The sequence below is a fragment of the Streptosporangium sp. NPDC000509 genome, from assembly GCF_042898365.1.
In the GTDB taxonomy this organism is placed as follows: domain Bacteria; phylum Actinomycetota; class Actinomycetes; order Streptosporangiales; family Streptosporangiaceae; genus Streptosporangium.
This window is the reverse complement of sequence record NZ_JBIAYX010000032.1, coordinates 43,629-67,482: the sequence shown is the minus strand read 5'-3', so window position 1 is coordinate 67,482 and position 23,854 is coordinate 43,629. Positions and strand designations below refer to the sequence as shown.

Annotated in this window: 21 protein-coding genes; 7 read left to right on the top strand and 14 right to left on the bottom strand. The window is 70.9% G+C overall.

Annotation, left to right across the window (positions count from 1 at the left end):
- Positions 1–355 precede the first annotated feature (355 nt).
- The 3 genes from ACFY3D_RS38270 (at position 356) to ACFY3D_RS38260 (ending at position 3,750) form a co-directional block, all read left to right on the top strand.
- Positions 356–1,741 carry a selenium-binding protein SBP56-related protein gene (locus ACFY3D_RS38270; RefSeq protein WP_389989234.1) on the top strand — a complete coding sequence of 462 codons (1,386 nt, stop codon included), beginning with the start codon at positions 356–358 and terminating at the stop codon, positions 1,739–1,741.
- A 58-nt stretch (positions 1,742–1,799) separates the two neighbouring features.
- On the top strand, positions 1,800–2,435 hold the full coding sequence (locus ACFY3D_RS38265) for a hypothetical protein (protein ID WP_389989232.1): 636 nt from the start codon (positions 1,800–1,802) through the stop codon (positions 2,433–2,435).
- A gap of 73 nt (positions 2,436–2,508) precedes the next feature.
- On the top strand, positions 2,509–3,750 hold the full coding sequence (locus ACFY3D_RS38260) for a serpin family protein (RefSeq protein WP_389989230.1): 1,242 nt from the start codon (positions 2,509–2,511) through the stop codon (positions 3,748–3,750).
- A gap of 162 nt (positions 3,751–3,912) precedes the next feature.
- On the opposite strand, the gene ACFY3D_RS38255 is transcribed toward ACFY3D_RS38260, so the two are convergent.
- Positions 3,913–4,746, bottom strand: a complete 834-nt coding sequence (locus ACFY3D_RS38255; protein WP_389989228.1) for a hypothetical protein — start codon at positions 4,744–4,746, stop codon at positions 3,913–3,915.
- A 119-nt stretch (positions 4,747–4,865) separates the two neighbouring features.
- Entirely contained in the window at positions 4,866–5,615 is a 750-nt protein-coding gene (locus ACFY3D_RS38250; RefSeq protein ID WP_389989226.1) for an SAM-dependent methyltransferase, read from the bottom strand.
- Positions 5,616–5,728: 113 nt separating this feature from the next.
- Between ACFY3D_RS38250 and ACFY3D_RS38245 the strand changes: the two genes are divergently transcribed.
- Positions 5,729–6,550 carry a MerR family transcriptional regulator gene (locus tag ACFY3D_RS38245; protein WP_350945856.1) on the top strand — a complete coding sequence of 274 codons (822 nt, stop codon included), beginning with the start codon at positions 5,729–5,731 and terminating at the stop codon, positions 6,548–6,550.
- 81 nt (positions 6,551–6,631) lie between these two features.
- On the opposite strand, the gene ACFY3D_RS38240 is transcribed toward ACFY3D_RS38245, so the two are convergent.
- A complete protein-coding gene (locus tag ACFY3D_RS38240) occupies positions 6,632–7,069 on the bottom strand; it encodes an SRPBCC family protein (protein WP_362905316.1) in 438 nt (145 codons plus the stop codon).
- Between the two features lie 396 nt (positions 7,070–7,465).
- Positions 7,466–8,383, bottom strand: a complete 918-nt coding sequence (locus tag ACFY3D_RS38235; RefSeq protein WP_350945853.1) for a YegS/Rv2252/BmrU family lipid kinase — start codon at positions 8,381–8,383, stop codon at positions 7,466–7,468.
- Positions 8,384–8,591: 208 nt separating this feature from the next.
- Here ACFY3D_RS38235 and ACFY3D_RS38230 point away from each other — a divergent pair, with 208 nt between their 5' ends.
- The 3 genes from ACFY3D_RS38230 (at position 8,592) to ACFY3D_RS38220 (ending at position 11,987) form a co-directional block, all read left to right on the top strand.
- Positions 8,592–10,166: an acyl--CoA ligase family protein gene (locus tag ACFY3D_RS38230; protein WP_389989224.1), complete on the top strand. Its 1,575-nt coding sequence runs from the start codon at positions 8,592–8,594 to the stop codon at positions 10,164–10,166.
- A gap of 175 nt (positions 10,167–10,341) precedes the next feature.
- Complete coding sequence (locus ACFY3D_RS38225) at positions 10,342–11,121, top strand: IclR family transcriptional regulator (protein WP_350945851.1); 780 nt, start codon at positions 10,342–10,344, stop codon at positions 11,119–11,121.
- Positions 11,122–11,129: 8 nt separating this feature from the next.
- Positions 11,130–11,987, top strand: coding sequence for a fumarylacetoacetate hydrolase family protein (locus ACFY3D_RS38220; protein WP_350945850.1), 858 nt, complete (start codon positions 11,130–11,132; stop codon positions 11,985–11,987).
- 122 nt (positions 11,988–12,109) lie between these two features.
- Here ACFY3D_RS38220 and ACFY3D_RS38215 read toward each other — a convergent pair whose 3' ends face one another.
- The 10 genes from ACFY3D_RS38215 to ACFY3D_RS38170 all read right to left on the bottom strand — a co-directional run bounded on the left by ACFY3D_RS38215 (position 12,110) and on the right by ACFY3D_RS38170 (position 23,840).
- The gene (locus tag ACFY3D_RS38215) at positions 12,110–12,892 is read right to left on the bottom strand and encodes a hypothetical protein (protein WP_350945849.1); all 783 of its coding nucleotides are present in this window, start codon (positions 12,890–12,892) and stop codon (positions 12,110–12,112) included.
- Between the two features lies 1 nt (position 12,893).
- Positions 12,894–13,838, bottom strand: a complete 945-nt coding sequence (locus tag ACFY3D_RS38210; protein WP_389989221.1) for a zinc-binding dehydrogenase — start codon at positions 13,836–13,838, stop codon at positions 12,894–12,896.
- A gap of 5 nt (positions 13,839–13,843) precedes the next feature.
- Positions 13,844–14,770 carry an NAD(P)-dependent oxidoreductase gene (locus ACFY3D_RS38205; RefSeq protein ID WP_389989219.1) on the bottom strand — a complete coding sequence of 309 codons (927 nt, stop codon included), beginning with the start codon at positions 14,768–14,770 and terminating at the stop codon, positions 13,844–13,846.
- Positions 14,767–15,603 (bottom strand): SDR family oxidoreductase, encoded by an 837-nt coding sequence (locus ACFY3D_RS38200; RefSeq protein ID WP_350945846.1) that lies wholly within the window; start codon positions 15,601–15,603, stop codon positions 14,767–14,769. Before ACFY3D_RS38200 ends, ACFY3D_RS38205 begins: the two co-directional genes overlap by 4 nt.
- Before the next feature lie 38 nt (positions 15,604–15,641).
- Positions 15,642–17,219: an ABC transporter substrate-binding protein gene (locus ACFY3D_RS38195; protein WP_389989217.1), complete on the bottom strand. Its 1,578-nt coding sequence runs from the start codon at positions 17,217–17,219 to the stop codon at positions 15,642–15,644.
- A 64-nt stretch (positions 17,220–17,283) separates the two neighbouring features.
- Positions 17,284–18,240, bottom strand: a complete 957-nt coding sequence (locus ACFY3D_RS38190; protein ID WP_389989215.1) for an ABC transporter ATP-binding protein — start codon at positions 18,238–18,240, stop codon at positions 17,284–17,286.
- Entirely contained in the window at positions 18,237–19,271 is a 1,035-nt protein-coding gene (locus tag ACFY3D_RS38185) for an ABC transporter ATP-binding protein (protein WP_362905333.1), read from the bottom strand. Before ACFY3D_RS38185 ends, ACFY3D_RS38190 begins: the two co-directional genes overlap by 4 nt.
- The gene (locus tag ACFY3D_RS38180) at positions 19,268–20,140 is read right to left on the bottom strand and encodes an ABC transporter permease (protein ID WP_350945842.1); all 873 of its coding nucleotides are present in this window, start codon (positions 20,138–20,140) and stop codon (positions 19,268–19,270) included. The genes ACFY3D_RS38185 and ACFY3D_RS38180 overlap by 4 nt, the downstream gene beginning before the upstream one ends.
- Positions 20,137–21,132, bottom strand: coding sequence for an ABC transporter permease (locus ACFY3D_RS38175; protein WP_389989213.1), 996 nt, complete (start codon positions 21,130–21,132; stop codon positions 20,137–20,139). The genes ACFY3D_RS38180 and ACFY3D_RS38175 overlap by 4 nt, the downstream gene beginning before the upstream one ends.
- Positions 21,129–23,840: a family 78 glycoside hydrolase catalytic domain gene (locus ACFY3D_RS38170; RefSeq protein ID WP_389989211.1), complete on the bottom strand. Its 2,712-nt coding sequence runs from the start codon at positions 23,838–23,840 to the stop codon at positions 21,129–21,131. Before ACFY3D_RS38170 ends, ACFY3D_RS38175 begins: the two co-directional genes overlap by 4 nt.
- Between the last annotated feature and the right edge of the window lie 14 nt (positions 23,841–23,854).

Below are 23,854 nucleotides of genomic sequence, written 5' to 3'. Positions count from 1 at the left end.
GGGGGGGCCGGTGGGGGGTGTTTCGGTGTTTGTGTTTTGGGGGGGGTCGCTTCCGGCCGCCCCCGGCCGGTTCTGTGGTTAAAAAAAAAAAATATAAGGGGGGGGGGGGGGGGCCCCCCCCCCCCCCACCTCTCCCCTGTTCGGCACCCTTTCCGCGAGTCTCTCGAAACCTCCGACGGCCACCCCTACGGGAAGATCTCCGGTCGCGCGAGCGGCCCTCTCGTTTCACCGGCCAGGAGACCGTGAGGAGGTGCCTCCGCCCGCACCGGTCACACAAAATGACCACTGGACAACAGGCAGTTTTCCTACATGATTAGTTGGGTATCGATTCCGGCTACGAGTTCAGGAGTTCGCCGTGGCACTCATCCAGCCCGACCCCACCTTCTACCCGTCGGCCCGTGAGGCCATGACGGCCCCGAAGGAGGAACTCGCCTACGTCGCACTGCTCGCCGCGACCGGCGACGGCCGGCCCGACGGGCTTGCCACGATCGACCTGTCGACCGGGGCGATCGCCGACGTGCACGACATGTCCGTCCCCGGCGACGAGCTCCACCACTTCGGCTGGAACGTGTGCAGCGCGGCCCTGTGCCCGTACGCGCCCCACCCGCACGTGGAGCGCCGCTACCTGGTCCTTCCGGGTCTGAGGTCCAGCAGAATCTACATTTTCGACGTCAAGGACGACCCCCGGCGACCCAAGCTCGTCAAGACGATCGAACCGGAGACGATCTTCGAGAAGACCGGCTACAGCCGCCCGCACACCGTCCACTGCGGCACCGACGCCATCTACGTCAGCGCGCTCGGCGACGTGGACGGCGACGCGCCCGGCGGGATCTTCACCCTCGACCACGACACCTTCGAGCCGAAGGGCCGCTGGGAGGCCGACCGGGGGACACAGCGGCTGCACTACGACTTCTGGTGGCACCTCGGGCATGACACGATGATCTCCAGCGAGTGGGGAACACCCAACCAGATCGAGCCGGGACCCTCGCTGGAGCTTCTGGTCGGCCGACAGTACGGCCACCGGCTGCACGTCTGGGACCTGGTCAAGCGCAGACACCTTCAGGAGATCGACCTGGGTGACCAGCACCAGATGGTTCTGGAGCTTCGCCCCGCCCACGACCCGACCAAGACCTACGGCTTCGTCAACACCGTGATCAACGTCGAGGACCTGTCGGCCAACATCTTCACCTGGTACCTGGAGAACGGCGTCTGGAAGGCGCGCAAGACGATCACGATCCCGGCCGAGCCCGCCGACCCCGACCTGCTGCCCGAGCCGCTCAAGCAGTTCGGCGCGGTGCCACCGCTGGTCAGCGACATCTCACTCACCCTCGACGACCGCATCCTGCTCGTCTCCGCCTGGGGCACCGGCGAGCTCAAGGCGTACGACGTCTCCGACCCGTTCGCGCCACGCGAGACCGGCTCGGTCCGGATCGGCGGGATCGCCAGGCGTGACGGCCACCCGGCGGCTCGGGGCCGGGCGCTGAACGGAGGGCCGCAGATGGTCGAGGCGAGCAGGGACGGACGGCGGGTCTATTTCACCAACTCGCTCTACCGCTCCTGGGACGACGTCTTCTACCCCGACGGCATCTCCGGCTGGATGGCGAAGGTGGACATCGCCGACGACGGTTCGATCGCCCTCGATCCGGACTTCTTCGTCGACTTCTCCTCCGACGGCCGCCGCGCGCACCAGATCCGTCTGCAGGGCGGCGACTCCTCCTCCGACTCCTACTGCTTCCCGTGATCCCGGCCACCTTCCCACCGGACGTCGACACCTTCCCACTCCCCGCGAGGCACACCCGATGGATCTGACGTCCCTGCTCATCCTGGCCGGGCTCGGTGCCTTCCACGGCCTGAACCCGGCCATGGGCTGGCTCTTCGCGGTCGCGCTCGGGCTGCAGGAGCGCTCTCGCGAAGGGGTGCTGCGCGCGCTGCCGCCCATCGTGCTCGGCCACGCGGGCTCGGTGCTGATCACGCTCGTACTGGTGTCGGCGGCCCGGCTGGCCGCCCCGCCGAAAGCGGTCTCGTACGGCGTGGCGGCCGTGGTCTGCGGGTTCGGACTCTGGCGGCTGCTGAGACGGCGCCATCCCCGCTGGGTCGGCATGAAGGTGACGAAGTGGCAGCTGGCCGGGTGGTCGTTCCTGATGGCCACCGCTCACGGGGCCGGGCTGATGGTGCTCCCTGTCGCCCTGCACAGCGGACACAGCGGACATGGCGGGCACGGGGGTCACGAAGGGCACGACGCCGCCGCGCTTGCCTCGCAGAGCCTGCTGACGACCGGGGTGCACACGGTGTCCATGCTGGTGACGACGACCGTTCTGGCCCTCGTCGTCTACGAGCGGCTCGGCGTGGCGGTGCTCCGCAAGGCGTGGTTCAACCTCGACCTCGCCTGGGCCGTCGCCCTCATCGGGGCCGGCGCCTTCGCCGCGATCACCTGATGCCGCCCGGCACGCGACCCGAAGCCCGCGCGAACCGGGTGAACCGCCCGGCGGCGGCGTACGTTTCAGGATCATGCGCCGACTGTTACCCGCCCTGCTGGCCGTCGCCGCCCTCTCGGCGTGTGCCATGACCTCCTCCAGCGTGATCACCGCGAAGGGGGTGGAACGGGAGACTCCGAAGGATCCTCCGGTCAAGGAGACCGTACGCGGTCTGACCTCCTTCGGGCACGCCCTGTTCGCCGCGACCGCGAAACCCGGGGCCAACACCGTCCTGTCGCCTCTGAGCATCGGTTACGCCTTCGGCCTGGCGAGGGCGGGAGCCGCTGGAGACACCGCCACCGAACTCGACGCGGTCTTCGGCTTCCCCTCAGGCGGTCCGCACACCTCGCTCAACGCGCTCACCAGGCAGATCGTCACGACCGACGCTCCGCCTCCCCTCCCGGAACCGGACGCGGAGCGGGACGCCCAGGCGGGCGCGCCCGAACCACCGGTCGTGGGCATCGCCAACGACCTGTTCACCCAGGAGGGGGTGGACGTCAAGCCCGAGTTCCTGCGTACGCTCGCGGCGCAGTACGGCACGGGCGTGCGCCAGGTGGACTTCACCGGCGACGCCACGGAGGTCATCAACGCCTGGGCCGAGGAGCGGACCGCGGGGCGGATCAGAAAGGTGTTCGACGACCTGCCCGCGCGGACCAGGCTGGTCATCGCCAACGCCGTTTACCTGCGGGCCGACTGGACGGCGCCGTTCACCGACGCGCCGGAGGAGGGCGCCGCCTTCACCCGCGCGGACGGTACGACGACACGCACGACCCTGATGCGCAAGGACGCCTTCCTCCCGTACGCGGCGGGATCCGGCTGGCAGGCCGTGGAGTTGCGCTACGCCGGAGACGAGCTGGCCATGTGGGTCCTCCTGCCGCGAGCGGGCGGTTCCCCCGGTGACCTGCTCTCCCCCGCCGTGATGGCGGAGGTGGCGCGCGGGCTTGAGGAGCGGCCGGTGCGGCTCGCCATGCCCCGGTGGGACTTCTCCACGAGCCTGGATCTGGCGGAACCGCTCGCGAGACTGGGGCTGCGGGGGACCGACTACTCGGGGATCACCGACGGAGCCCTCCTCGACCAGGCGGTCCACCGCGCCAACATCACCGTGGACGAGTGGGGTACCGAGGCCGCCGCCGTCACCGGTCTCGCTTTCGTCGTGTCGGGCCCGCCAGCGCCGGAGGCCGAGGTCCGTGCCGACCACCCGTTCGCCTTCGCGATCGTCCACCGGCCGACGCTGACCCCGCTGTTCATCGGCCAGGTCGGCGACCCGGCCGCGTGAGGGCGTCCGGCTGGGTGAGGGCGCCCAACCGCGTGAAAGCGACCTGATCGCGTGAAAGCGAGCCGACCGGGTGAAAGCGATTCGGCCCGCCTGGCGGAAGGCCCGCGAAGACCCCGCTGTCCGGCGGGAGGTGACCGCGTGCGAGCGCGACCTTTCGCGGGCTCAGCGGGAGAAGGGGAGCAGGCCCTTGTCCACCACGGTCCGGCCGAAGACGCGGGCCAGCTCCGCCAGGCGGGCCAGTTCGTCGCCGGAGAGCGCGGCGTACGCGGGCAGTGCCAGCTCGTCGGTGCGGTCCTCGATCCGCTGCCTGAGCGCCGCGCCCTCTTCGGTGAGCTCGTCGCCGGCGAGCAGGCCGCGTCCGCGCAGCCCTTCCTCGGCCGAGGCCCACTCCTCCTCGGGCCAGTCGCGGCTGAGCTTGAGGAACACCGTGGGGACGTGCCCGGCCGCGGCGTGCAGGACCAGCGCGTCCAGCGGGCCGACGCCCTCGGCCAGCAGGGTCGCGACGTGCCCGTCGCCCCGGAACTCACGAAGCAGCGTCTGGGCGTGCCAGAGCCGTTGAAGCGGCTCGGAGGGCCAGGGCAACGCGGCGTGCGCGGCGAACAGCGGGCGCCCCTGGGGGTGCTCGCACGCCCTCTCCGCGGCGCGGACGGCGAGTTCCGTCGTCTCGGCGAGGGTGTCGATCTCGTGGATCCCGGCCCGGCGCAGTGCCGCTCCCGCGGCTTCGAGGCGGGCCGCGAGCAGCTTCTCCGGGGTCGTGACCTGCCACGCGGCGGGAAGGGCGCGCCGCACCAGGGCGGGATGGAAGTTGTAGAAGGTCGCGATGACCAGCTCGGCGGAGGCGGTGCCGAAGGCCGCGGCACGGGAGGCGAAGTAGCCGGCTCGCTCATCGAGGCCGAGCGCGGCGTAGCGCTCGGTGGCCTCGGGCACGAAATAGATCATCCCGTGGACGGGCTCCAGGCGGCGCCAGGATTGACGGGCGAGCTGGACGTCGGTCATCACGCCTCCAGGTCGATGGAACGGTCGGGGCCCTCGGTCTCGTGCCGGGCGGAGCCGGCACTCCTCGGACAAACCGACCGGCCGGTCTCCAGGAACCTATTCCTACCCGCCAGTAGCCGTCAACGGCGGCGCACCACGAAGACGCCCCAGCCGAGGTATCGCCTGCCGTACTCGACGTGCGAGCGACGGGAGCGCTCCAGGAAGTCGCGCACCTCCCCGACCTCCGGATCGTCGGGGTTGCCGCGCAGCCAGTCGCTCAGCGTCCACCACTGGCTCGCCATGTAGCGGTCCCAGCTGTCGGGGTCGGCGAGGACCATCTCCAGCACCTCGACCCCCGCCGCCTCGAACCGGTCGAACGTCCCGGCCAGCGAGGTGAAGTCGTCCGGGCCGAAGCCGAACGACTCGTACGCCCCGGCGGGCGGCTCGGAGGTCCAGTACGGCTCGCCGACAAGGAGGATCCCGTCGTCCTTCAGCGCGGGGAGCATCAGCTTGACCGTTCCCTCCAGCCCGCCGCCGATCCAGGTCGCCCCCAGACAGGACACGACGTCGAACGCGCCCGCCTCCGCCCGGTAGGCTCCCGCGTCGCCCTTCTCCAGGCTGACGTGATCGGCCACCCCGAGTTCCTCGACCCTGGCGCGCGCCGCGTCGAGGAAGACGTCGCTGATGTCGACGCCGACCCCCTCGATCCCGTGGGCGAGGGACCACCGGCAGAGCATCTCCCCCTTGCCGCAGCACAGATCGAGCAGGCGCATTCCCGGCCGGAGCCTGGCGACCTCACCGAGCAGCGCGAGCTTGTCGTCGGTGAACGGGTTGAGGATGCGATGACCGCCCTCGGCGATCTCATGAAAACGCAGCGACATGGTCGCCATACTCACCCGGTGCCGAACCGCCGGACAACCGGTTATCTCCGGGCGCTCCCCCCGGGGAAGGGCCGGGAGGGGTTGCGGCTGACACGGTGTCAGCCCCTATACCTGAAAGCACCATGTTCAGTATCGGAGAGTTCTCCCAGCTCGGCCAGGTGTCGGTGCGCATGCTGCGCCACTACGACGCGATCGGCCTGCTCAGGCCCGCCCATGTCGACCCGGACAGCGGACACCGCTTCTACCGGGCCGACCAGCTGTCCCGGCTCAACCGCGTCATCGCCCTGAAGGATCTCGGCCTCACCCTGCGCCAGATCTGTTCGATTTTGGACGAGCGGGTCGACGCCGCGGAACTGTACGGGATGTTGCGGCTGCGCCGCGCCGAGTTGGAGGAGCGGATCGCGGCGGACACGGCCAGGCTCCTCCGGGTGGAGGTACGGCTCACGACGATCACCAAGGAAGGTCACATGCACCCGGAAGAGGTCCTTCTCAAGCCGATCCCCTCGACACGCGTGGCGGAACTCACCGCCGTCGCGGCCAGTTACGAAGGCGAGGACATAAGCCCCGTCATCCAGCCCCTCTTCACCGAGCTGTGCCGGCGCCTCGACGTGGCTGGCGTGAAGGTCACCGGGTACGGCATCGCCCGCTACGAACCCGAGGCCGACGGCCGGGTGATCGTGCACGCCGGGCTGGAGGTCGCCGCGGAGACGAGCGACGACCACGACTTCGCCGTCGTGGACCTGCCGGAGATCGAGCAGGCCGCCACGATCATCCACCGCGGCTCGATGGAGGAGGTCGGCCCGACGTTCCAGACGCTGGCCCACTGGATCGACGAGCACGGCTACCGGGGTGTCGGGCTGGCCCGGGAGGTCTCCATCGACTGTCCCGAGGGCGACTACGACAACTGGGTGACCGAGCTGCAGATGACGGTCACCCGGGCGTGACGAACATCGCGGGCGGCGATCACCCACGGTCCGGCGTCGTGAACGACGGGCCGCCGAGGCGATCTCCACCCGTGGACGACGTCACACGTCCGAGGTGACCAGGTCACCGAGGCGGCGGGCGTTCCGCTGGAGCTTGCGCCTGAGCATGCGTCCGAGAATGGGAGCGCGCAGACGTAGCAGCCCCGGGGGCCTCACCTGGAACCAGATGGTCAGCAGGCATCGGTCGTCATCCAGGGGCACGACCGATCTGCCGCCCACGACCTCGATTCCCGACGTCCCCCGCCAGAGGAACTCCCTTCCGGGCACCACCGAGGTCACCACACCGCTGATGTAGTAGACGCCTCCGGCGAAACGGAACATCTCCTCGGTGGTGGTGCCCGGGACGACGATTCCCGGCGGGTCGGGCGCCATCGTGGTCACGCCCGCACGCCAGCGGGGATCCTGGCCGAAGTCGGCGACGATGCGCCATATGTCGGCCGCAGGGTGGTCCATCTCGATCGAGACCCTCACCTCGATCACAGCTCGTACACGGTCCCTGCCGGCCTCTCGGACGCGGTCCGCGGGCGGGCCCGGGCAGCGTCGGCGGCGTCGTTGTCGTCGCGTGAAGCTGGAGCGGAAAGGATCGGCACGGGGTCCCTACGGGGGCCCGGCGGGGCGTCGTGTTCGCCGCCGGGGGCGACGTTCTCCGTCCAGTGTTCCCCGGTCATCGCCCCGCTCTTTCCCGTTAAGCGAAATCAGTCGATGAACCATATCGAATATGTATTTGTCATGAATGCTAACTAAAAGGGGGTTTCGGGGGGCGTCCCGACGCCCCCCGAATGTCGCGCGGGCCGACACCGATGCACGACGCCCACGATCACCACCGATCAGGGCCGGCGGCTCACGATCGTCGTCGGCCTGGCCGGCGATCCACGATCACGGCTGGTCGGAGCCGGCGGACTCGGGGACACGGATGGTGATGCCGCCGGGCACGACCTTGGCCTTGAGCTCGGTGACGCTGCCCTTGGCGCCGCCGTCCAGCTCGTAGGTCATGGGAGTGGCGAACGTGGCGGTCATCTTGCGCGCCCGGGTCATCCTGACGAACGGCGACTCGTCGGACCGCCCCACGCTCATCCGGCCGAGTACGCGGGCCCACTGGATCGGCCCCTCCGCGGTGGTCACGCCGATCTCCAGCCATCCGTCGTCGGGACGCGCGTCGTCGAACGCCTCGACACCGCCGGTGATGGTGCCGACGTTGCCCAGCAGCAGACAGCTCGCCTCACCCTCGAACCACGTCACGCCGTCGATCTTGACCTTCATCCGCACGAGCTCTCCCCGGACGTGGCGCAGCCCCGTCCAGACGTACGCCACCCGTCCCAGACGGTCCTTCAGCCCCCGGTCGGCGTCCTCGATCATCGCCGCGTCGAAGCCGACCCCGGCCATCACCGCGAAGTGCTCCCCGTTGACCTTTCCGAGGTCCAGCTTCCTGCTCTCGCCGTGGAAGGCGATGTCCACGGCCTTGGGCAGGTCCTCGGGGATGCCCAGGTTCTGCGCGAAGAGGTTCGCCGTCCCCGCGGGGAGGATGCCGACCGTGACGCCGGAGCCCGCGAGCGCGTCCACGCAGCGCTGCACCATGCCGTCGCCGCCCCACACCAGGACCAGGTCGGCCCCTTCCTTCAGCGCCTTCTTCGCCTTCTTCGGCGCCTTCTTGCTCTTGGGCACCTCGTACCAGAGCAGTTCGCCGACGCCCTCGTCGGCGAGCAGCCTGCGCAGCTCGTCAAGCCCTCCGCCGAACGTCTTCTTCTGGTGGGCGATCACCGCGACCGTGCCGACCTTCTGCTTCCGGGGCAGCATCTGACCTCCTGTAACGCCACGTCGGATACCCCAACGGCTGCCCTCACCCCGAACCGGCAAACGTCGCCGCCCGCCGGAGGGATCCCTCCCGCACCCGGGTCGTTCGCCGCCCGGCCCGGCCGTTGAGTTCACATATATGAACAGCTTGACAGCATACGGAACCCGCCTGACAATGGGCCGCGAAGCCCCACAGAGAGGCGGAGTTGCCGTGTCGGCTCATGTCAGTCGGACGCCCGACGCGGGCGTCGTCGCAGGTCTGAGTTTCGAGGCCCTCACCCCGACGGCCTTCCTGGACCGGGCCGCGGCGGTCCACGCCGACCGCACGGCGGTGATCGACGGGCCACTCCGGCTGACCTACCGCGAACTGCACGAGCGGTGCCTGCGCCAGGCGGGCGCGCTCGCCGCCCTGGGGGTGCGCCCCGGCGACCGCGTCGCCGTGCTCGCCGCCAACACCCCGCTGCTCCTGGAGTCGCATTTCGGCGTGCTGTACGCGGGAGCGGTGCTCCTCACCCTCAACATCAGGCTCTCGGCGGAGGAGTTGCGCCACATCGTCCGGCACTCGGGTGCCCGGCTGCTGATCTTCGACCCCGAGTTCGCCGAACTCGCCGAGGCGGTCGCCGAACCGCTGGAAGACCTGAGAGCCGTGGGCCCGCTGGAGTACGAGCGGCTGCGCGCCGACGCCGCGCCACACCGGGTGCCCGTGACGGACGAGCACGCGCTGATGGCCCTCAATTACACCAGCGGAACCACCGGCCATCCCAAAGGGGTCATGTACCACCACCGGGGCGCCTACCTCCAGGCGCTGGCCATGGTCGCCCACTTCCGCCTCACCCAGGAGGCCGTCTACCTCTGGACGCTGCCGATGTTCCACTGCAACGGCTGGGCGTTCCCCTGGGCCGTCACGGCCGTCGGCGGGGTCCACGTCTGCCTGCGCGGAGCCGACCCGCACCAGGTGTGGCGACTGATCGCCGCCGAGCGGGTCACCATGCTGTGCGCCGCGCCCACGGTGCTGATCTCCCTGGTCGAGGCCGCCCCCGCGTCACCCGACGGCCATCGGGTGACGGTCGCGGTCGGCGGCGCGCCTCCGTCGCCCACCCTGCTCCAGGGCTGCGCCAGGGCCGGCTTCGACGTCACCCACCTGTACGGCCTGACCGAGACGTTCGGCCCCGCGGCCATCTGCGACTGGCGGCCCGAGTGGTCGGCCCTGCCGACCGGCGAGCAGGCGCTGCTCCGCGCCCGCCAGGGCGTCTCGAACCTGGTCTCGTGCGCGATGCGCGTCCTCGACGCCGAAGGCCGGGACGTGCCCCGGGACGGGGAGACGATCGGCGAGGTCGCGCTGCGGGGCAACACGGTGATGCTCGGCTACTACCGGGACGAGGAGGCCACCCGGGCCGCCGCGCCCGACGGCTGGTTCCGCACCGGCGACCTCGGCGTGCTGCATCCGGACGGCTACCTGCAACTGCGTGACCGCGCCAAGGACATCATCGTCTCCGGCGGGGAGAACATCTCCTCGATCGAGGTCGAGGCGGCCCTGGCCAGTCATCCGGCGGTCCTGGAGGCGGCGGTGGTCGGCGTTCCCGACGATCGCTGGGGCGAGCGTCCCTTCGCCTTCGTGACCCTGCGCCCCGGCGCGGAGGCCACCGCGGAGGAGCTGCGCGCGCACGTACGCGGCCGGATCGCCGCGTTCAAGGCGCCGGACAGGTTCGAGTTCGGGGAACTGCCCAAGACGTCCTCCGGCAAGATCCGCAAGGTGCCGTTGCGTGCCCGGGCCAATGCCCGCTGACACCGCCGGTCGAGGACGCGGACCACCGCGCGGAGCGAGCGGCACAGCCGGACGTCCCCCGAGCGCGAACCGCCGCACCGGGCGGTCGACCGGAGCTTTCCCCACCCGTCAGCGAAGCGGGTAAGGTGCCACTAGCCGAACCTCGGTTTACCTACATGAACGGCCTTCCATCGCCATGAACCCACTTGTCAAGTCGGCGGACCGCACCCTCGCCATTCTGGACCTGCTGACCGACCATCGCGACGGCCTCACCCTGACCGAGATCCAGCGCCTGCTGGAGATCCCGAAGAGCAGCACCTACACGCTGCTCGTCACGATGGCCACCAGGGGGTTCCTGGAACAGGACGCCGAGACCCGGCGCTTTCGCGTCGGCATCCGGCTGTGGCAGGCGGGCCAGAGCTACGTCGCGGTCTCCGACCTGGAGCAGGCGGCGCTGCCGTACATGGAGGCGCTGCGGGACACCCTGAACGAGACCGTCCAGCTGGCCACGCTCGACGGCACGGACAACGTCTACATCGCCAAGGTCGACCCCGACCAGCAGCTGCGCCTCGCCTCCCGCGTCGGCATCCGGCTGCCGGCCTACGCCACCGGGATCGGCAAGGCCCTGCTCAGCCAGCTCCGCGACGAGGAGATCGGGGAACGGTTCGCCGAGGTCCGCTTCGTCCAGTACACCCCTCAGACCATCACGTCGCTGCCCCACCTGCTCGCCGCCGTGCACGAGGTACGTGAGAACGGCTACGCGACCGACAACTCCGAGTACACCCCCGGCGTGTTCTGCATCGCCGCGCCCTTCAGCGGCCACCGGGGAGGCGGCCGCGCCGCGATCAGCGTCTCGATCCCCGAGATGCGCAAGACGCCGGCGCTCATCGCCACGACCATCGACAACGTCCGCTCGACCGCTCACCAGCTCTCGCTGCGCATGGGCTACCAGGTCGGCGCGGGCGGCAACGCGTAAGGACTCACATGGAACTCTTCCGGTTCGGCCCGGCCGGGTCAGAACGCCCCGCCGTACGGCACGAGGGTCGCGAGTACGACCTCACCTCGCTCACCGCCGACCTCGACGGCGCGTTCTTCGCGGCCGACGGCATCGAGCGGGTCGCCGCCGCCCTGGCCACGGGTGAGCTCACCGAGATCGACACGACCGGGCAGCGGATCGGATCGCCCGTCGCGCGGCCCGCCGCGGTGGTGTGCATCGGGATGAACTACGCCGCCCACGCGGCCGAGTCCGGCGCGGCCCCGCCGGAGCACCCCGTGGTCTTCCTGAAGCACCCGGGTTGCGTGGTCGGCCCCGGCGACGAGGTGATCCTCCCTCCCGGTTCGGTCAAGACCGACTGGGAGGTCGAGCTCGCCGTGGTGATGAAGCGCACCCCGCGCTATCTGAGCGACCCGGCCGAGGCCCTCGACTACGTGGCGGGCTACGCGCTCTCCAACGACCTGTCGGAGCGGGCGTTCCAGATCGAGGTGTCGGGCGGCCAGTGGTCCAAGGGCAAGTGCGCCGAGACGTTCAACCCGCTCGGCCCGGTGCTGCGGCCCGCGGCCGAGATCCGGCCCGACCGGCTGCGGCTGCGCTCCTGGGTCAACGGCGAGCCCCGGCAGGACTCCAGCACCGCCGACATGATCTTCTCGGTGCCCGAGCTCATCGTGCATCTGAGCAACCACATGCTGCTGCTGCCCGGCGACGTCATCAGCACCGGAACCCCCGAGGGCGTCGGTCTCTCCGGCCGCTTCCCCTACCTCAGGGCCGGCGACGTGGTGAGCGTGGAGATCGACGGGCTGGGCCGGCAGGAGCAGAAGGTGGTGGACTACCGGCCCGTGTCCTGAGCGACGTCAGGGCACGGGCGAACGGCCCCGCGACCGGTCGCGGTACGGAAAAGACGACACGGAAAAGACGACACGGCAGGCCCGGCACCGCGCGATCGGTCGCGGTACCGGGCCCCTCGCGTTCACGAACCGGGGAGCTCCGCGACGACGCCGTCCGGGTAGCGGGTGAGCTGGTCGGCGTCGTAGATGGTCAGCGGCACGTCGGCCACCCTGCGGACCCGCTCGTGGGCCGCCATCGCCTCGTAGATGTTCTCGCAGATCCCGATGGGCTGGTCGGTGTCGAGGTTGCGGCGGGTGAAGTAGGCGTCGGTCACCGTGACCACGCCCGCCGTGCTGTCGATCTCCACGGCCATGGAGGCGCGGTGGTGCGAGCCGGTCCACCAGGTACGGATCCCCGGCACCACCTCGTCCTCGTCGGCGAGCAGCCGGACCCGGTCCCACGCGTCGTGGGTGAGATAGCCGAGCACGTCGGGCGGCAGGCAGGCCCAGCGGTCGTCGTGCGGGTGCCGCTTGGTGCGGTGGAAATGGGTCCAGCCACGCTCGGTCAGGCAGATTCGCGCGTTCGGGAACAGCGGGACGTTCGAGGTGGTGTAAAGCTGCAACGGCGTCAGCAGGACGTGGGTGACATCCTCCGGTGCGACACCGTGCGCGGCCAGCTGGTCGGGCAACCACTGGCCGGGCTCACGCCGCATCGCCGCGCGCTCGCCGAGGAAACCGGCCCACTGCTCGTTCATCGGGCCGAGGTCCTCGGCCGGTCCCGTGCCGACGAGCGCGGTGACCCCCTCGCCCTGGATCAGTACGGCCTGGAAGGCGAGCCGATACCACCGGTCCCAGTCCGACATCCAGTACACCTCGGGACCCGGAACGTCTCCGTCGCCCAGATGAAGCAGACGTACACCGAACATCTCACTCCCCTCCCCACGGGCGCAGCAGCGCCTTGACGACATCCTGTCGTCCTTCCATCAGCTCGCCGAAGATGGCCGCGCCGTCGGCCAGGTCGAAACAGGACGCCCAGTCCAGCGTGAGGCTCCCCGCGAGCCTCACGGCGTCGGCGAACTCGGCCGCCGTGTAGCAGTACGAGCCGACGACACGCTTCTCCTCACGGACGATCTTCTGTCCGTCGAAGGCGGCGTCGCTGCTGAGCAGCCCCACCCACACGGCGGTGCCGCCCGGGCGCAGGTGCTGCACCGACATGCGGTGCGTCGCCGCCGCACCGACGGCGTCCACGACGATGTCGAACTCGCCCCGCAGAGAGGTGGTGACGGCGGTCGCGCCCAGGCGCTCGGCCACCTCCAGCCGCTCCCGCGACAGGTCGCAGACCACCACCTGGTCGGAGAACCGCCTGGCCGCGAGCATGGAGACCAGGCCGATCGTGCCGGCACCCAGCACGGCGACGCGGGCGCCCTCGGCCGGGCGGGCGAGGTTCAGCGCGTGCACGCCGTTGGCGAGGGGCTCGATCATCGCCGCCGTCTCGAACGACATGGACGGCTCGATCGGATGCAGGGCCTTCTCGGGTACGCAGACGTACTCCGCGAACGCCCCCGCCCGGTGGATGCCCAGGATGGCCCGCTCACGGCAGAGATGATCGCGGCCCAGCAGGCACAGGTCGCACACCCCGCAGCTGAGCAGGGGGTTGACCGTGACCCGGCGGCCGTCGGGAGTGGTCCCGGCGAACTCGTGGCCCATGATCAGCGGTGGCCGCCGGAAACCGCTGTCGCGGATGCCGTGCAGCTCGCTGCCGCAGATGCCGACCGCGCGGACCTGGACGAGGGCCTCACCGTCGATCGGCCGGGGGTCGGCGACATCGAGCAGCTCGACGGTGCTCGGCTTGGTGTAGACGAGAGCGCGCACCGTGCTCAGCCCGCCTTCAGCAGGTCACGCATGATCTCGGCGGCCCGCCGCTGCAGCATCGGCAGCGACCGCGTCGAGAGGTAGGCGACATGCGGGGTCACCAGCACGCGGTCGTGCCCGGCGAGCTCCGCCGAGATCCCCGACGGCGGCTCCCCCGCCAGCACGTCCAGTGAGGCGAAGCCCAGCGTGCCCGCCTCCAGCGCGGCCAGCAGCGCGGACTCCTCCACCAGGGCTCCCCTGGCGGTGTTGACCAGATGCCCGGCCGGGCCGAGCGCCTCCAGCACCGTCCGGTCGACGATGCCGCGGGTCTGCTCGGTCGAGGGCATGTGCAGCGTGAGGTGGTTGACGGCCGCGGCGAGGCCGGCCGGCGTCGCGTGCCCGGTGACGTCCGGGGGCAGGTCGACGACGTACGGATCCCACACGTGCACGGGGAAGCCGAGCGCGGTGGCGCGGCGGGCGACCTCACGGCCGATCCGCCCGAACCCGGCGATGCCCACCGGGTCCTCACCGGGACACAGCGGCGCGGCGATGCCCTCGGTGGTCCACCCCCGCACGGTGTAGGACCGGCTCGCCGCGACGAGCCTGCGGTTGTGGGCGTAGATCGACGCGACCGCGTGGTCGGCCACCTCCGCCAGGCAGTAGTCGTCCACGTTGCGGACCTCGATGCCCAGCCGGGCGGCGGCGGCGAGGTCGATGTTGTCCAGGCCGATCCCGTACCGCACGACCGCGCGCAGCCGGGGCAGGCCGGACAGGACCCGCTCGGTCAGCGGTGCCCACTGCACCAGCAGGCCGTCGGCGTCCGCGCCGACCTTGAGCACCTCCTCCTCGCTTCTGGCGTCGTGGTGGCTCACCTCGAACTCGGGGACCAGGACTCCGCGCTCGATGGAGCCGTCCCCCAGGTTGGTGTCGGTGATGACGATGTGCGTGTTCAACGCGGGTCCCTCGAATCGCTGTCGATGCGCGTCGCCGGAGCCGATCCGGCGAAGCTGGAGTTCTCGCCCAGGCCTTCGGGGCCCATGGCCAGATAGCCGCCGTCCACGGGCAGTTCCGCGCCGGTGATGAAGCTGGCGTCGCTGGAGCACAGGAAGGCGATGGCGCGGGCCACCTCGTCCGGCTCGCCCAGGCGGCCCAGCAGGTGGAAACGGCCCCAGACCGGTTCGACGGCGGCCCGGTCGCCGTTCGCGGCCCGGCTCACCTCGGGGGTCCAGATCCAGCCGGGGCTGACCGCGTTGACCCGGATACCGTCCGGGGCGAGGTCCATCGCCATGCACTTGGTCAGGGTCAGGATGGCGCCCTTGGTGGCGTTGTAGGTCCAGCGGGCGGGCTGCGCGACGTGGGCCGAGATACTGGCGGTGTTCACGATCGCGCCCGCCCCGGAGCGGGCCAGCAGCGGATGCGCCGCCTGCACCACGTTGCCGATGCCCTGCACGTTGACGCGGAGCACCCGCTCCCAGTCGGCCGCCGTCACGTCCAGGCCCCTGGCCAGGAAGTTCACCGCGCAGTTGACCACCGCGTCGAGGCGGCCGTGCGCGGCCTCGATGCCGGCGACGGCGCGGCGCACCGCCTCGCCGTCGCCGACGTCGACCACCTCGGCACTCGCCGTGCCGCCCATCCGCTCGATCGCCTCGCGAGTAGCGGCCAGGCCGGTCTCGTCGACGTCGAACCCGATCACGTGCATGCCGCGCGCGGCGAAGCGCAGAGCCGTGGCCGCGCCGATACCCGACGCGGCGCCGGTCACGACGCCGACACGATCGGTCCAGTCCATCTTCGTCCTCCCCTTCGGTCAGGCGTCCGGTCGCGAGGTCAGTCCGACACCCACGCGTTCAGGAAGCTCGGCACGCTGTAGCGCAGCCGGCTCGGCTCGTCGAGGTCGACGCTGTGCACCCGCTTGGACCAGATGAAGCCGATCGGCGCGCTGGTCGTCCACACCCACGGGAGCTTGGTGGTCAGGACGGCGTCCGCCTCGTTCCACAGCTTCTTCTGCTCCTCGGGGCTCCCGGCGACACGGGCCGCCTCGACCTTCTCGTCGAAGGCGTCGTCCTTGAACCCGCCGGTGTTCAGGTCGCCGCCCGAGTGCAGGAACCGGTACGGCAGCAGGTCGGGGGTGAGGAATCCGGCCATCGTCCAGCAGATCGCCCCGTACTTCTTGCCGAAGAACTGCGCCAGCCAGGCGGAACTCTCCAGCGCGTCCAGCTTCACGTCGAATCCGGCCGCCTTGAGCTGGGAGACGATGACGTCACTCGCCGCCCGGGCGTTGTTGCAGGTGTAGGTGAAGGAGGCCTTCTTCCCCGTCTCGCTCTCGTACGCCGCGATCAGCTCCTTGGCCCCCGCGAGGTCGTACTCCGGGACGGCCTCGGTGCCGTGGAAGGGGTTGCCCTCGGGGAAGAGGCTCACGGCTGGCTTGCCCAGTCCCTCGGTGGTCAGGTCGACGATCTCCTGGCGGTTGAGCGCCTTCGACACCGCCTGGCGGACCCGCTCGTCGTCGAAGGGGGGCCTGGTCACGTTGAGGATGATGCTGTCCTGGTCACCGCCGACGCCCTGGACGAAGTTGACCTGGGTGTTCGTCGTCGCCGTCTTCATCAGCGTCGAGGAGGTGGTCGCCATCAGGTCGATGTCCCCGGCCAGCAGCGCCTGGTAGGCACTCTGCGGGTCGGCGATGGTCTTGACCACGACCTTGTCCAGGTAGGCCTGCTTGTCCTTGTTCCAGTAGTCGGGGTTGCGGACCAGTTCCACCGGGCTGCCCGGCGACCACGACTGGAGCTTGTACGGCCCGGCCCCGGCGGCGTGCGCGGTGTAGTCGTCGCCGTGCTTCTTCAACGCCGTCGGAGAGGCCACGTACCCGGCGGTGCCGGAACCGTCGTAGGAGAACACGTACGGCAGGTTGCTGAAGGGCTTCTTCATCTTGATGACGACGGTGCTGTCGTCCTTCACCGCGACGGAGCCGACGGAGGACAGCAGCGCGGCGGCGGTCGAGCCCTCGGCCCTGTTGCGGTCGAGGTTGAACTTCACCGCCTCGGCGTCGAAAGGCGTGCCGTCGCTGAATTTGACGCCCGTGGGCAGCGTCATCTCCCAGCTCATCTTGTCGTCGCTCTCGACCAGGGACCTGGCCAGGTTCGGCTCCGGCCGGTCACCGATCTTCGGCACCGTCATCAGCGTGTCGTAGACCGCCGAGCCGATCAGCGCCATCGTGTTGGCGGAGCCCTTGGAGGGGTCCAGCGTGGTCAGGTCGGCCCCGGCGGCGACGGTGAGGGTGCCCCCCGCCTTCGGGGCGGCGTCGGCGGCGGCTCCCGAAGGAGAGGCGGCGGTGCCGCTCTGCACCGTGCAGGCGGCCAGGGTGACCACGGTGACGGGCGCGATGAGCAGGGCGATCGCCCTGCTCACACGGCTACCCCTATATGGGACGCGCATTGCCTTGCCTTCTTTCTCAAAAGGGGAAGAGCGGTAGTCAGCGGACGGCGGGCTCGAACGGGTGGTGGCAGGCGACCTCGTGCCGCGGGGACAGTTCGTCCAGCGGGGGCGGGGTGGTCCTGCACACCGAGGTGACGGAGGGGCACAGCGCGGCGAAGCGGCAGCCCGGCAGGAGCCGGCCGTCCACGTCGTCGCTCCCGGTCCTGGTGCGGATCCTGGGCGCGGGGTCGTCGTCCGGCTCCAGCGAGGGCACGGCGTCCTGGAGGGCGACCGAGTAGGGATGGCGGGGACTGTTGGCGATGTCCGGTGCGGTGCCCCGCTCGACGACCCGCCCGGCGTACATCACGGCGGTCCGGTCGCACAGGGACGCGACCACGCCGAGGTCGTGGGAGATGAACAGCATGGCCAGGCCCTGCTCGGTGCGCAGTTCGGCCAGCAGTTCCAGGATCTGCGCCTGGATGGAGACGTCCAGCGCGGAGACCGGTTCGTCGCAGACGAGCACCTCGGGCCGCAGGATCGTGGCCCGCGCGATCGCGGCCCGCTGGCACTGGCCGCCGGAGACCTCGTTCGGTCGGCGGAGCGCCATCTGCTCGGTGACGCCGACCCGGTCGAGCTCGGCCAGCGCCCGTGTGCGCCGTTCCTGCCGCGTGCCCTGGCCGTGCACCCGCAGCGGCTCGGCGACCGAGTCGAGCAACGACCTCTTCGGGTTGAACGACGCGGCCGGGTTCTGGAAGATCGCCTGCACCGACGCCCGCAGCCGCCGCTCGTGGACGCCCACCGGCGTGCCGTGCAGTGTCAGCCGGCCGCTGCTCAGCGGTACCAGCCCGAGCATCGCCCGCGCCGTGGTGGACTTCCCGCAGCCGGACTCCCCGACCAGGCCGAGGATCTCTCCCCGATAGAGCCGCACCGAGACGTCCGAGACGGCTTCGGGTCCGTTGCCGTACCGCACGGAGCCGTTCTCCAACGTGAAGATCGGCTGCTTGCCTTCCGTCATCGGCTCGCCTTTCCCGGGTGCCAGCAGGCGTACTCGTGGCCGGGGACGTCGCCGAGCGCGAGCAACGGCGGCTGCTCGTCGCGGCAGCGTGCCGAGGCGTGCCCGCACCGGGGGCCGAAACGGCAACCGGGGGGTGGGTTCAGCAGGTTGGGCGGCTGCCCGGGTATCGGCCGCGGCAGGGACTGCTCCGTCGCGCGGTGCCGCGGGATCGCGGCCATGAGCGAGCTGGTGTAGTGCATGCTCGGCCGGGCGAAGACGGCACCCACCGGCCCTCGCTCGGCGATCCTTCCGGCGTACATCACGGCGACCTGGTCGGTGTGGCGGCCGACGACGCCGAGGTCGTGGCTGACCATCACCAGCCCGATCCCGAAGCTCGCGCACAGCTCGTCGAACAGGTCGAGGATGCGGGCCTGCACGGTGACGTCCAGCGCGGTGGTCGGCTCGTCGGCGAACAGGAGCTTGGGGCGGCAGGCGACGGCCATCGCGATGGCCACCCGCTGGCGCATTCCGCCGGACAGCTCATGGGCGCGGGAGTGGACGCGCCGGGCGGCCTGCGGGATGCCCACGGTCTCCAGCAGCTCGACGGCCCGCGCCGCGGCCTGGCGGCGGGTCACCTCGGGGTCGCGGCGGACCGCCTCGGCGATCTGCTCGCCGATCGGCGTGATCGGGTGCAGCGCGCTCAGCGGATCCTGGAAGACCATCGCGACCTCGCGCCCCCACAGGGCACGGCGGCGGCGCTCCTTGAGATCCAGCACCGAGTGCCCGGCGATCACGACCTGGCCGCTGATCCGGGCCGTGCCCGCTCTGGTGAGTCCCATCGCGGTGCGGGCCAGCACACTCTTGCCGGACCCCGACTCCCCGACGATGCCCAGGCGCTCGCCGTAACCGAGTTCGAGGCTCACATGGTCGACCGCGCGGACCGTCCCGGCGCCGGTCGGGAACTCCACGACCAGGTCCCGGATGCTCAGCAGCGCGTCGCCGGCGCCCGGGGTCGCGGCAGGGGTGACATCGGAGGTCGTGTTGAGAGTCATCGCACACCTGCCGTCGCGGCGTCGGAACGGGACAGGAAACGGTCGGCGATCAGGTTCAGGCCCAGGATGGTGAGCAGCATGAACATCGAGGGCACCGCGACGAGGCGCGGATCCTCGCTGATGAAGATCCGGCCACTGTTGATCATGCTTCCCCAGGAGGGCTGCTCCGGCGGCACGCCCATCCCCAGGAAGCTCAGGCCCCCCTCGATGAGGATCGCAGAACCCACGCTGACCAGCGCGTACGCCATGACGGGCTGGAGGATGTTGGGCAGCACGTCACGCACCACGATCGACCACGTGCGGGTGCCGATCACCTGACTCGCCTCGACGTACTCCCGGCCCGCCACCGACATCGTCTGTGCCTTGGCCAGCCGGACGAACACCGGCGTCATCGGCACCAGGATCGCGATCATCACGTTGCCGACCGAGGGCCCGAGGAACGAGGCCAGCGCCAGTGCCAGCACCAGCCCGGGGAAGGCGAGGATCACGTCCACCACGAAGGAGACGACCGCGTCCACCCAGCCCCTCAGGTAGCCCGCGAGCATGCCGAGCGGCACTCCGATGAGGGCGGCCGCGGCGACCGAGCCGAACCCGATCCCGAGCGAGATCCTCGCCCCGGACAGGGCTCGGGCGAGCAGGTCACGACCGTAGTTGTCGGTGCCGAGCCAGTGCTGGGCGGAAGGACCGCCGAGCCGTTCGGCCGACGACATCGTCTCGGTGTCGAGCTGGAGGAACAGCGGCAGGGCCAGCGCGGCGAGGGCGAGGAACCCGAGCCAGGTGAGCGACAGCGCGTCGGTCAGCCGCCAGGTGCGCAGCCGCCGTCGCCAGGTGCTCGCGGCGCCCACGGCGGGAAGAAGTCCTGTGCTCACGCGACCGGCACCTCCCGCGCGCGCCCGGCCTGACGGCCGGCCGTCCGCGTCTTTCGCAGCCGGGGGTCGATGAAGCCGTACAGCAGGTCCACGACCGCGTTGATCAGTACGAACGACGTGGCCGCCACCAGCACGACCCCCTGCACGGTGACGTAGTCGCGGGCACTGACCGACTGGGCCAGGATCGACCCCAGTCCGGGCAGGCTGAACAGGTTCTCGATGATCACACTCGACCCGATCAGCACGCCCGCCACCACTCCGATCGAGGTGGTGAGCCCGAGCAGGCTGGGCCGGAACGCGTGCCGCACGGCCATCCGCAGCGGCGAGATCCCCTTGGCACGTGCCACGTTCATGAACTCCTGTCCGTATGTCTCGACCAGGTCGGCCCGCAGCACCCGCTGGTAGAGCGCGGCCGGACCGGCGGCGAGCGCGAGGGCGGGCAGGAACAGCGAGCCGAGGTTCTGTCCCAGTCCGGCGCTGATCGGGACGAAGCCGTTGGCCGGGTACAGTCCGAGCTTGATCGCGAACACCCAGATCAGCACGAACGCGAGGACGAAGGAGGGCACCGAGACGGCCACGAACACCAGTGAGCTGATGCCGCGGTCCACCACGGTCCCCCGTTTGATCGCGGCGACCGCCGCGAGGGGCACGGCCGCCGCGAGCGCGATGATCTGGCTGAGGACGATGAGCTCGACGGTGACCGGCGCCCGCGCCAGGATGATGTCGGCGACCGGCTGCCGGTTGGCGTAGGAGCGGCCGAAGTCGCCCCGCAGGATGTCGCCCAGCCAGTTCACGTAGCGGTCGGCGAGCGGCCGGTCCAGCCCGAGTTCCTGGCGCAGGGCCGCCACCGACTGGGGGGTGCCCGACTCGCCGAGGATCGCCCTGGCCGGGTCTCCTGGCAGCAGGTTGAGGCTCAGGAAGCACAGGGTCGACACCACGATCAGCACGGCGGCCAGCCGGGCCAGCCGGGCCAGCACTCTCCGCGTCCTCATCGCGGGCCCAGGTGCACGCGGACCGTGTGGCGACCGGGGCCGAGCCGGACGTGTCCCGTCGTGGTCACTGTCGGGGTCGCTGCCGGGGCCGCTGTCGGAGACGGGGTCGCGTCCCCGGCCTCCAGCGCGGCGCCGACCGGCGCGTGCACGGTCGCGTACGCGGCCCCCGGCACCTCCAGCTCGTGCTCGACGACCTCGCCCGACCATCTCCAGTGGCTGCGGATCGGGCCGACCGGACTGTCGTAGCCGGCCCTGACCCAGTCGAGCTCGCGGGTGTAGCGGGCGCGCACGGCGACCTCGCCGGTCCAGGTGGTCTCGGTGGCGTCGATGCCCGCCACCCCCTCGAAGAGGTGACGGCCGACCGCGCCGAGGGCGCAGTGGTTGAAGGAGTTCATCTCGGCGGTGGCCAGCGACCCGTCCGGTTCGATGCCGTCCCACTTCTCCCAGATCGTCGTCGCGCCCTGGCCGACCATGTAGAGCCAGCCGGGCATCTGGTCGCGGAGCAGCAGCCCGGTGGCGAAGTCGGCGTGCCCGTGGGCGCTCAGGACGGGGAGCACGTGCTCGACGCCGTGGATCCCCGCGGTCACGTGTCCGATCCGCTCGATGTTCTCGCGGAGCCGGTCCGCCGTCGCCCGCGCGGCCTCGCCCCGCACCAGGCCGTACCCGACGGCCTGGGCGTAGGCGGTCTGGGTCGCCTCCTTGATGTCGCCGTCGGGCAGCAGGAACGCCTCCAGGTACGCCTCGCGGATCCGCTCGGCCCTCGCCGCGAGCCGCGCCGCCTCGCCGTCCTCGCCCAGCCGGCGGGCGATCTCCGACAGCTGGACGAAGGAGCGGTAGCTGTGCGCGGTCCCGACGATCGGCCGGGGTGTGGTCGAGTACGCGCCGGTGTACTCGAACCCGGTGTGCCGCGGGAGCCCGTCGCGCTCCGGCAGGGAGAGCCAGTCCCCGAAGTCCGCGCCGGTCTGGTTCACCCGCAGGCCGTCGGGGTTGGCGCGGTCGACATGGCCGAGGAAGCGCGTCATGGGCTCGAACAGGCGCCGCGCGGTCTCCAGCTCGCCGTAGCGCTGGACGAGCAGGTGCACCAGCCGGACGAAACCGTCGGACCAGCCTGGTGCCCCCGGTCTCAGCGTGCTCGGCGGCACGGCCGGGGCGTAGTTGCGGATGATCCCCTCGGCGTCCTGGGTGTCGGCCGCGTCCTGCGCGAACTTGGCCACGAACGCGGAGACGTCGAAGTGGTAGGCGGCGGTCGGGGCGATCACTCCCGCGTCGCCCAGCCAGCCGTGCCGTTCGTCCCGCTGCGGGCAGTCGGTCACCGCCTCCAGGAAGTTGTCCCGCACGGTCCACTCCACGTTGCTCGCCAGCCGGGTCAGCCGGTCGTCGGAGCACTCGAACCAGCCCGTCCTGCTGGGCAGCCCGGTGACGGAGCACGCCTCGATCGAGGTCTCCGGCAACACGTCGTAGGCGCCGTACGGCGTCGTCCCCGGTAGCCCCCACACCTCGGCGTAGCGGAAGCCGTGCATCGTGAACGAGGTCTCCAGGCGGTGCGGCCCCGGGTCGGGAACGGTGTAGTGGTCCTCCTGGAAGGCGCCGCGCAGGTTGTCGCGGTAGACCAGCCGGTCGGGCGTGAGAATCTCGCCGTGCCGCACGATCAGTTCGACGGAGGGCGCGCAGGGCGTGGTGAGCCTGGTCCAGCCGACCAGGTTCTGCCCGAAGTCGAAGACGGCCGGGCCGCGCGCGTGCGCGTGGACCAGCTTGCCGGGGTGCGTCCGGTAACCGGTGATCGAGTCGTGCGGCTGCGGCAGCACCAGCTCGGGCGCTGCGGTGAAGGGCAGTGCCGGAGTCCACCCGCTGTCGTCGAACCCGTTCAGGTGCCAGCCCTCGGGCTCCTGGCGCAGGTCCTGGATCTCGCCGCGCAGCAGATCGGAGGCGAGGAGCGCGCCCTGGCCGGTACGCCACTCCTCGTCGGTGCCCACGACGGGGACACCGTCGACCTCCAGTTGCGCCAGGAAGGCCGGGCGGTCGCCGTAGTAGCCGGGCTCGCGGAGCAGGCCGAGGCGTCCCGCGTACCAGCCCTTGGCCAGGACGGCGGTGAGGGTGTTGCGGCCGCGCCGCAGCGCCGCCGTGCCGTCGAAGGTCTGGTGGTGGACGCGGACGGTGTAGTCGGTCCAGCCTGGCCGGTACAGCTCGCCGGAGGTCAGCTCGACCCCGTTGAGCCAGAGGCGGTAGAGGCCGAGCGCGCTCGCGTACACCCGGACCGAGCCCATGTCCTCGACGTCGAACTCGCGCCGCAGGTAAGGGCAGGGGTCCCAGCTCTCGCGCGGGAACGCCACCGGCTCGGCGCGGATCCATCCGGCCCGCCAGTCGGCGGCGGAGGTGAGCCCGACCTCCCAGGAGGCGATGTCGCCGGTCAGGCGCAGGCCGGAACGATCCAGGGCGGTGACCGTCCAGTACAACCTCTGGCGCGAGGTGGGTTCCGGGCCGCCGTAGCCGACCCAGGGGCGCTCGCCACCGCCCGACCACAGCAGCGGGCCGTCCCTCAACGCGCGCTCCGAGGCGGCGACGGACACCTCGAAGAACGTGCCGGGATCGATCCGGGCGTCGGGCGAGACCGACCAGGACAGGCGTGGCGGCGTGCCCGGCATGCCCAACGGGTCGACGCGCCCCCCGGTGCGCGGCGAACTCAACGCCGGGCTTGTCTGCTGCCTCATCATCGCGAACTGCC

Excerpts from the sequence above, each read along its gene's own strand:
- ACFY3D_RS38265 (WP_389989232.1), top strand. The coding sequence starts at position 1,800 with ATGGATCTGACGTCCCTGCTCATCCTGGCCGGGCTCGGTGCCTTCCAC.
- ACFY3D_RS38260 (WP_389989230.1), top strand. The coding sequence starts at position 2,509 with ATGCGCCGACTGTTACCCGCCCTGCTGGCCGTCGCCGCCCTCTCGGCG.
- ACFY3D_RS38255 (WP_389989228.1), bottom strand. The coding sequence starts at position 4,746 with ATGACCGACGTCCAGCTCGCCCGTCAATCCTGGCGCCGCCTGGAGCCC.
- ACFY3D_RS38250 (WP_389989226.1), bottom strand. The coding sequence starts at position 5,615 with ATGGCGACCATGTCGCTGCGTTTTCATGAGATCGCCGAGGGCGGTCAT.
- ACFY3D_RS38245 (WP_350945856.1), top strand. The coding sequence starts at position 5,729 with ATGTTCAGTATCGGAGAGTTCTCCCAGCTCGGCCAGGTGTCGGTGCGC.
- ACFY3D_RS38235 (WP_350945853.1), bottom strand. The coding sequence starts at position 8,383 with ATGCTGCCCCGGAAGCAGAAGGTCGGCACGGTCGCGGTGATCGCCCAC.
- ACFY3D_RS38225 (WP_350945851.1), top strand. The coding sequence starts at position 10,342 with ATGAACCCACTTGTCAAGTCGGCGGACCGCACCCTCGCCATTCTGGAC.
- ACFY3D_RS38220 (WP_350945850.1), top strand. The coding sequence starts at position 11,130 with ATGGAACTCTTCCGGTTCGGCCCGGCCGGGTCAGAACGCCCCGCCGTA.
- ACFY3D_RS38215 (WP_350945849.1), bottom strand. The coding sequence starts at position 12,892 with ATGTTCGGTGTACGTCTGCTTCATCTGGGCGACGGAGACGTTCCGGGT.
- ACFY3D_RS38200 (WP_350945846.1), bottom strand. The coding sequence starts at position 15,603 with ATGGACTGGACCGATCGTGTCGGCGTCGTGACCGGCGCCGCGTCGGGT.
- ACFY3D_RS38190 (WP_389989215.1), bottom strand. The coding sequence starts at position 18,240 with ATGACGGAAGGCAAGCAGCCGATCTTCACGTTGGAGAACGGCTCCGTG.
- ACFY3D_RS38185 (WP_362905333.1), bottom strand. The coding sequence starts at position 19,271 with ATGACTCTCAACACGACCTCCGATGTCACCCCTGCCGCGACCCCGGGC.
- ACFY3D_RS38175 (WP_389989213.1), bottom strand. The coding sequence starts at position 21,132 with ATGAGGACGCGGAGAGTGCTGGCCCGGCTGGCCCGGCTGGCCGCCGTG.
- ACFY3D_RS38170 (WP_389989211.1), bottom strand. The coding sequence starts at position 23,840 with ATGAGGCAGCAGACAAGCCCGGCGTTGAGTTCGCCGCGCACCGGGGGG.